This is a genomic window from uncultured Campylobacter sp. (assembly GCF_938031315.1).
Classification (GTDB): domain Bacteria; phylum Campylobacterota; class Campylobacteria; order Campylobacterales; family Campylobacteraceae; genus Campylobacter_B.
Genome location: NZ_CALHHT010000437.1, coordinates 1 through 5,826, shown reverse-complemented (window position 1 = coordinate 5,826; position 5,826 = coordinate 1). Strand labels below are relative to the sequence as shown.

General features: G+C 46.2%; 8 protein-coding genes. 5 read left to right on the top strand and 3 right to left on the bottom strand.

Going from position 1 to position 5,826, the window contains the following annotated elements; translation table 11 throughout:
* Both Q0236_RS10925 and Q0236_RS10920 read right to left on the bottom strand, forming a co-directional pair.
* Positions 1–341: DUF3737 family protein (locus Q0236_RS10925; protein ID WP_297917814.1), on the bottom strand; the 341-nt coding region annotated here is incomplete at its 3' end.
* Between the two features lie 431 nt (positions 342–772).
* Complete coding sequence (locus tag Q0236_RS10920; RefSeq protein WP_297917811.1) at positions 773–1,252, bottom strand: hypothetical protein; 480 nt, start codon at positions 1,250–1,252, stop codon at positions 773–775.
* Positions 1,253–1,368: 116 nt separating this feature from the next.
* On the opposite strand from Q0236_RS10920, the gene Q0236_RS10915 reads away from it, so the two are divergent.
* From Q0236_RS10915 to Q0236_RS10895, 5 genes are all read left to right on the top strand, one after another.
* Positions 1,369–1,731 carry a DUF1508 domain-containing protein gene (locus Q0236_RS10915; protein ID WP_297917808.1) on the top strand — a complete coding sequence of 121 codons (363 nt, stop codon included), beginning with the start codon at positions 1,369–1,371 and terminating at the stop codon, positions 1,729–1,731.
* Positions 1,732–2,178: a hypothetical protein gene (locus Q0236_RS10910; protein ID WP_297917805.1), complete on the top strand. Its 447-nt coding sequence runs from the start codon at positions 1,732–1,734 to the stop codon at positions 2,176–2,178. It abuts the gene before it with no gap.
* Between the two features lie 604 nt (positions 2,179–2,782).
* Positions 2,783–3,253 carry a cyclic pyranopterin monophosphate synthase MoaC gene (gene moaC / locus Q0236_RS10905; RefSeq protein ID WP_297917802.1) on the top strand — a complete coding sequence of 157 codons (471 nt, stop codon included), beginning with the start codon at positions 2,783–2,785 and terminating at the stop codon, positions 3,251–3,253.
* The gene (locus Q0236_RS10900) at positions 3,231–3,491 is read left to right on the top strand and encodes a DUF493 domain-containing protein (RefSeq protein WP_297917799.1); all 261 of its coding nucleotides are present in this window, start codon (positions 3,231–3,233) and stop codon (positions 3,489–3,491) included. The genes moaC and Q0236_RS10900 overlap by 23 nt, the downstream gene beginning before the upstream one ends.
* A gap of 8 nt (positions 3,492–3,499) precedes the next feature.
* Positions 3,500–4,759, top strand: a complete 1,260-nt coding sequence (locus Q0236_RS10895; protein WP_297917796.1) for a hypothetical protein — start codon at positions 3,500–3,502, stop codon at positions 4,757–4,759.
* 320 nt (positions 4,760–5,079) lie between these two features.
* Here Q0236_RS10895 and Q0236_RS10890 read toward each other — a convergent pair whose 3' ends face one another.
* Positions 5,080–5,208, bottom strand: coding sequence for a hypothetical protein (locus Q0236_RS10890; protein WP_297917793.1), 129 nt, complete (start codon positions 5,206–5,208; stop codon positions 5,080–5,082).
* Positions 5,209–5,826: the final 618 nt, after the last annotated feature.

The following is a 5,826-nucleotide window of genomic DNA, read 5'->3' as shown; positions in this document are numbered from 1 at the left end:
AAGGTCTCTTGCGCGTCGTGAAATTCCACGTTTTGCAGCGCGGCATCTTTTACGCGGCGAAGCCCCTTGGGCGCGCCGTAGAGGCAGTCTTTTAGCACCACGCCGCGGCTATACCAGATCCCTGCGCGCGCGACCTCGTCGAATAAGCAGTCCTGCGCGCGGATATTTTCGGCGTACCAAAACGGATATTTCCACTCAAATTTACAGTTTTGCGCGACGATATTTGCGCTGTGTTTTAGCGGCGACTCGCCCTCGCCAAAGACGGAATTCTCGATCCGCAGATCTTTTGCGCCGAACAGCGCGCGTTCGCCGCTAAAGTGCTTTTGCCTCAATGTCTGCATGGCTTTCCTTAGATTTTAAAATTTGCTTCGGATTATACAAGGAATTTCAAAATTCCGCATAGATTAGGCGTATGAAACGCAAGCGAATTTTAAAAATTTTAAAATTTAAAGGCGGCGAAGGACTAAATTTGACGCGCCTCGGTAGTGGTTACGAAACATATGCGGCGAATGCACGGCAAATCGCCGCACGTTTATAAAGGCGTTTTTGTAAACGCCCTAATGAAGCGCGCCTAGATCACTACGGCTATTCGCGTATTCGTTTAGGCACCCGTATCTGCCCACGACGCGTGTCGCTCGAAAGATACATAAAAATTTATCGCAAGCGGCGCCTTATAAAATTTGTAAAATTTTCTACAATCAACGTGCAAGTTTCCCTAAAGCGTCGTGTCTGAAAAAGCGCAAATTTTACCCCGCGCATAAACGGGATGCGTCTAATGCTCGTGATGATGCAAGTGGATGTCTTCGCCGCGGTCTCGATCTGTAGCGCGTTTTCGCAGATCAAAATACACAAAAAGCCCGCTAGGCTCGCCATCCTCGTAAATTTCAAGCTTGTAGCGCATTACGGCGTGCGTGCATACTGCAACGTCAAGCGTCGCTTCATAGCCGTCTGCGCTGCGCTTTAGCGGGAATTCCGCATTGCCCATATTCATACTCACGCCCGAAATTTTAACGCTCGGATTTTTCAGCTCACGCGAAATTCCGCTTATTTTTAGCTCGTTTGCTCCCGCTTCGATCGGATGGCGCGCTACGCTAAAGAGCGCCTTCTGCCCGCCCGCGTTAGTCTCGCAGTCCTGTGCGGCTAGATTGCAACCCAGACGCGTCCTTATATCCTTAAATAATGCATCGCTCTCATCCGCGCCAAATCCTAAAGTAGCGGCGAGAATCAAGCTAAAACGTAGAGCCTTTATCATTATGATCCTTTGTAAATGAAATTTGTGCGCAATTTTAGCAGAAAATTCCGCGCCTATTAAAAATATTTATTAAAATTTTAGCTAAAATAACGATATCTTTTACGAAAGGATGAAAAATGGCTGAGTTTTTAATCAAAGACGCCAAGGACGGCTGCAAATTCGATCTACTTTATGACGGGCACGTACTGTGCACCTCCGAGGTTTACACGAGCAAGGCCGCTTGCAAAAACGGCATCGAAAGCGTCGCAAAAAATGCCGCGCTAAATAAGATCGAGGATCAAATCGCGGGCGGAGAAAAGCTAAACAATCCAAAATTTGAGCTTTACACCGATAAAGCAGGTAAGGTTCGCTTCCGCCTAACGGCCAGCAACGGACAGATCATCGCCGTTAGCAAAGATTTTGAAGCCAAAGCGGACGCTCTAAAAGTAATAGAGCTTATCGTAAAACAGGCTCCGAAAGCCAAGATCAAGGAGGCGTAAATGGACATAAACGGACTTGTAAATATGGTCTCTGCGCTCAAAAACGACGATAAAAATTTAAGAGAATTTCAAAGCGGTCCGGTCGCTTTTATCGAAAAATTTCTAGGCGTGGATCTGCCGGACGATCAAATAAATGCGATAATTGCGGGCATTAGCTCAAATTTTTTAAGCAAAAACGAAAGCGGCGGATCTAGCTCGCTAGGCTCGATGCTGGGCGGACTTTTGGGCGGCGGCGAGGACGTGCAAGCAAACGCCGTCGATAGCAAAGGTGTGGATTTTAGCGCGCTGATCGGCAAAATCGCAAGCGCCAAGCTCGACCTCAACGGCGACGGCAAAATCGATATCAACGACGCAAGTAGCTTTTTGGGCGATCTTTTAGGAGGAGGCGCAAACGGCGAAGATAAGGGGTTAAATTTAGGCGGCCTGCTAAAAACGTTTAAAATTTAAACGAGGCTAAATTTCAAACGCAGGTCGGATTTTGCGCGACGATGTTTAAATTTGCGCGCGCTATTTTAATCCGCGCCTGCGTCGTTTAACGCTCGCGCAAAGAATTTAAATTTATATTGCATTGCGCGCGCGATGCCTTGGACTTAGGCAAAACGAGCTTAAATTATAACAAGACGGTGTTTAAATTTAAGCCGCTTCTTTGTAGCATTTTATTTATGCTGCCGCGACATAGCACTCTGCTCCACTCTTTTGATCGTCCATATTGAGCCAAAATAACCACGAACTGCTTTAAATTTTATCTTTGCTCTTTAACGTCCGCTTTAAATTTAGTCGCTTTTTTGCTCCATTTCATTTCGCTACCCATTCAAATTCCCACGTAGCGTGTCATAGCATGCTATTAAATTTTAAAAACGTCTATAAATTAAACACGAAAGAGTCCGCCTAAAAAGGATATATTTTATTTCTATTTACTGTTTAGGTAGTATAATCGTTCTCGTCCGACAAGATAAAACCTCCTTTTTGTATGAAGCCCGAGTTTAAAAGCTCGGGCTTTTTTTATGCCCGAAATTCTGCTATAATCCCGCCAAAAACTGCAAGGAATTTTATGCTTTCACATATCGACGAAAACAATATGCCGCGCATGGTGGATGTCGGCGCCAAGGATGATAGCGAGCGCGTAGCCACCGCTAGCGGCATCATACGAATGAGTGCGGAGGCGTTTGCCGCCGTCAAGCAAAACACGGCCAAAAAAGGCCCGGTGCTTCAAACCGCCGTCGTTGCCGCGATAATGGGCGCTAAAAAGACGAGCGAACTCATACCGATGACCCATCCGCTCACGATTACTTCGATTAAAACCGATATTGAGGAGCTTGCGAGCGAGTGCGCGTTTAAGCTTTTCGTAACTGTAAAAATTACCGGCAAAACCGGCGTCGAGATGGAGGCGCTAACGGGCGTGAGCGTAGGGCTACTGACAATCTATGATATGCTAAAAGCGATAGATAAATCGATGCAGATCACCGATGTCGTGCTGCAGCGCAAAGAGGGGGGCAAGAGTGGCGTGTATACTAGGAGCTGAAAAGCCCAAAATCGACTATCCGCTCTTTTGGGAATACAAAATCATCCTTGACGCAAGTACCCAAAAGCGCGAGCAGATCGATGAAATTTTAAAGGGTGAAAATTACAAAATAGACTTTTCGCGCTTTTCAAACGGCGGCAAATATATGAGTTTCAACGCAAGCGTCTTCGTAAATAGCGATACGCACAGAAATGAAATTTTTGAGCGCTTAAAGGCTCATTTTAAATACATACTGTAGGAGAGGATATGAAAGAAAAACTGATAGAAAAATTCGGCGCCGATCTCGCGCAAATTTCACAAGCCGAGCTAGCCTCTTATGTGCAAGAGCTCGCCTTGCAAGAAGCCACGAAGGCTTTGTGTGAGCTTGACGACGAGAGTAAAAGCGCCAAAAGCACGCAATTAATCCTAGACTTCGCAGCCGAGTTAAAAGACGCGGGCGCGCTTAGCGATGAGACGGCAGAAGCCCTACTTAACGGCGTTAAAAAGGCGCTGTGCGACGAGGACGAGCAGGGGCTTTACAAGCTCATCTACGACTACGACGATCTGCGCAAAAAGATCGCTTGTAAGCAAAAGGCGATTAAAACCCTTGTTTTGCGCAGCTATGATGATCTGGATACCGCGCTGCAAAACGCAAGCGAAACAGAGCTAAAAGAGCGCATAGGCTCGGCGCTACAGCGAGCGATCGCGAGCAAGCTTCCGCTTGCGGACGTACTTAAAGAAGCAAGCGAACTGGCCTTCATAAGCGTGCTCGAAAGCGGAACCGACATCGAGGACACCGCGCATGAGACGGCTAAAAACATCGCATTTTCGGCTATCGGCGACGGGGAATTTACGAAATTCCGCACTAAAGAAATTTCAAAAATCATCATAAATCGCGCGATTTTCGTCGCAAACGAGAGCAAAAATACCGCCTCTGCGCTGATTAGAGGCGCGATTTTAGGCTGCTACGACGGCATAAACAAAGCCGCCGAGAGATACCGTGACGAGCTAAGTTTCTCGCCCGCAGACGACGCACAGAGCCTAGAGGAGAAAAAGCTTCAAATTTCGCAGATGAGCGAGCTATTTAGCGCGGTTTTAAGCGATGCGGTCGCAAGCTCGGAGGAGCCCGCTAAAAGCGAGATCGCCAAGATCGCCGATGAAGAATTCGGAGGCTATTTAGCTAAATTTAGAAAAATTTCAAGCGATCTTGCCGAGCAACTAAGCGCCAAAATCGGCGAGATCGAGCTTGGCGAGCGCGCGAAAAAGGCAAGCGCCAAGGCGCGCGAAATCACTCAAGAGCTAAGTCAAAAAAGCGCCAAAATCATCGAAAACCTCTATCTGGACGAGAAGCTGGACGCAATCAAAAAGGAGCTTAGCGAGTTTGAAAAGAAGATGAGCCAAAAATTTGCCGAGCTAAAAAGCTCCGAGGTCGCCAAAAACGTGAGCGAAAGGGCGCGCGAGATGAGCGCTAAGGCTTACGAGGCCGCAAAAGAAACGATCGCCAAGCTAAAGTCCAAAAAGGACTAAATGGGCGCCGCGGGCGCGAAATCCCTAACGGTAAACACTCGGCGCTCGCTGCTTTGCGCTGCAAAATTTACTAGCATGCCTTAAAGCTCGCGTGCCCTAAAAGAAAGGAGCTTTCGTTAGAGTTTGCGAGGCCTGCGCAGAATTCTTTATGCGCTTTAACGGCGCTGTAAAATTCCATGCTGATAAAGAATTTTACGAATTTTGCATAGCTAAATTTAGATGCGCGCTGCAAAATTCCGTGCCGCCAAAAATCCTACGGCGATGCGAGACCCCGGTCCAACCAAATCTTGCCGCAGTGATAAAATTCTAAGTGTAAAATTTTATAGCTGACGCGGCACATATAAAATTCCAAAGCCGGCGCGGATTTTTAAGCTTGAAATTTCATCGTACAAATTTGCGTAGCCGAATTTTAAAATTCTAAACGCGTAAAATTTTAAAATTCCGTCCAAAATGATACAGTGCGACTTGCAGTTTGAAATTTTATCCCGACGCGCAAATGAAATTTCGCGAGATAAATTCTAAGAAAAAGCACCTACGGCGTTTGACATTTCTGCGATCATTTCAATTCTAATAAAACGCGATTCCACTGCAGCGTAAGATGCGATGTGAAGGGCTACCACTAAGCTAACAATTAGAATTTATGCACCACAAAATACTAACGCGACTCATCTCAAATCATAGCGATATCCAAGCCCATTTTATCGCGCGATTTGATTATGTAAATTTCAAATTGCTCTTATCCGCCCAAATTGAGCGCTTAGTGCAAATAAAATTCCGCCGGATTTATCGTAGCCTACGCAGCATAAATTTAAAACCGCGCCCCCTGCCTTTATTTAGGCGCAGAGGTGCTTTGTTTATGCAGCGCCGCACTTGGACAAATCCGCTACTTTCACATAGCAATGCCTCGTTTACGCCGCGATAAAATTCTGCGAAATCACCGCTAAATTTTATCGTTAAATTACAAAGCCCAATCCTATTTTAAAGGCGACGGGTGTTCTTAAATTTCACGACAAATTACAAATAGATCGCGCCTGCAAAATACAGCAATTCAAAATAAAATTCTAAAA

What these genes read in the sequence shown, in the direction of transcription:
- Q0236_RS10895 (WP_297917796.1), top strand. Translation starts at nt 3,500, where the DNA reads ATGAAAGAAAAACTGATAGAAAAATTCGGCGCCGATCTCGCGCAAATT.
- Q0236_RS10915 (WP_297917808.1), top strand. Translation starts at nt 1,369, where the DNA reads ATGGCTGAGTTTTTAATCAAAGACGCCAAGGACGGCTGCAAATTCGAT.
- Q0236_RS10910 (WP_297917805.1), top strand. Translation starts at nt 1,732, where the DNA reads ATGGACATAAACGGACTTGTAAATATGGTCTCTGCGCTCAAAAACGAC.
- Q0236_RS10920 (WP_297917811.1), bottom strand. Translation starts at nt 1,252, where the DNA reads ATGATAAAGGCTCTACGTTTTAGCTTGATTCTCGCCGCTACTTTAGGA.
- moaC (WP_297917802.1), top strand. Translation starts at nt 2,783, where the DNA reads ATGCTTTCACATATCGACGAAAACAATATGCCGCGCATGGTGGATGTC.